A 1,182-nucleotide genomic window follows, 5' to 3' on the forward strand; every position below is an offset into this window, starting at 1 on the left:
GATCAGAGGCTAACGTTATAGGGACAAGCGAATAAGTGCACATGGTGGATGCCTTGGCGATTACAGGCGATGAAGGACGTAGTAGCTTGCGATAAGCTGCGGGGAGCTAGCAAACAAGCTTTGATCCGCAGATTTCCGAATGGGGAAACCCGGCCTTTTAGGTCATTGCATACTGAATACATAGGTATGCAAAGCGAACGCGGCGAACTGAAACATCTAAGTAGCTGCAGGAAAATAAATCAACCGAGATTCCCAAAGTAGTGGCGAGCGAAATGGGATGAGCCTGCACGTTTTAGCATGACGGATAGTAGAAACCACTGGAAATTGGTGCCATAGAGGGTGATAGCCCCTTATACGAAATTCGATGTGTGGAACTAAGCGTGCGACAAGTAGGGCGGGACACGAGAAATCCTGTCTGAATATGGGGGGACCATCCTCCAAGGCTAAATACTCGTAATCGACCGATAGTGAACCAGTACCGTGAGGGAAAGGCGAAAAGAACCCCGGAAGGGGAGTGAAATAGATCCTGAAACCGTGTGCATACAAACAGTAGGAGCGGACTTGTTCCGTGACTGCGTACCTTTTGTATAATGGGTCAGCGACTTACATTCAGTGGCAAGGTTAACCGTATAGGGAAGCCGTAGAGAAATCGAGTCCGAATAGGGCGACAGTCGCTGGGTGTAGACCCGAAACCAAGTGATCTACTCATGGCCAGGATGAAGGTGCGGTAACACGCCCTGGAGGTCCGAACCCACTAATGTTGAAAAATTAGGGGATGAGCTGTGGGTAGGGGTGAAAGGCTAAACAAACTTGGAAATAGCTGGTTCTCTCCGAAAACTATTTAGGTAGTGCCTCAAGTATCACCATCGGGGGTAGAGCACTGTTATGGCTAGGGGGTCATTGCGACTTACCAAACCATTGCAAACTCCGAATACCGATGAGTGCGAGCTTGGGAGACAGACGTCGGGTGCTAACGTCCGGCGTCAAGAGGGAAACAACCCAGACCGCCAGCTAAGGTCCCAAAGATTGGCTAAGTGGAAAACGAAGTGGGAAGGCTAAAACAGTCAGGATGTTGGCTTAGAAGCAGCCATCATTTAAAGAAAGCGTAATAGCTCACTGATCGAGTCGTCCTGCGCGGAAGATGTAACGGGGCTAAGCCAGTCACCGAAGCTGCGGATATAT

1 rRNA gene is annotated in these 1,182 nt (G+C 49.7%); it reads left to right on the forward strand.

Features of this window, described 5'->3' with window-relative positions:
- Positions 1–21: 21 nt before the first annotated feature.
- Positions 22–1,182 (forward strand): 23S ribosomal RNA (locus RBA40_RS33250); the annotation flags it as partial.

This window comes from Massilia pseudoviolaceinigra (assembly GCF_030846505.1).
Lineage (GTDB): Bacteria > Pseudomonadota > Gammaproteobacteria > Burkholderiales > Burkholderiaceae_D > Telluria_A > Telluria_A violaceinigra.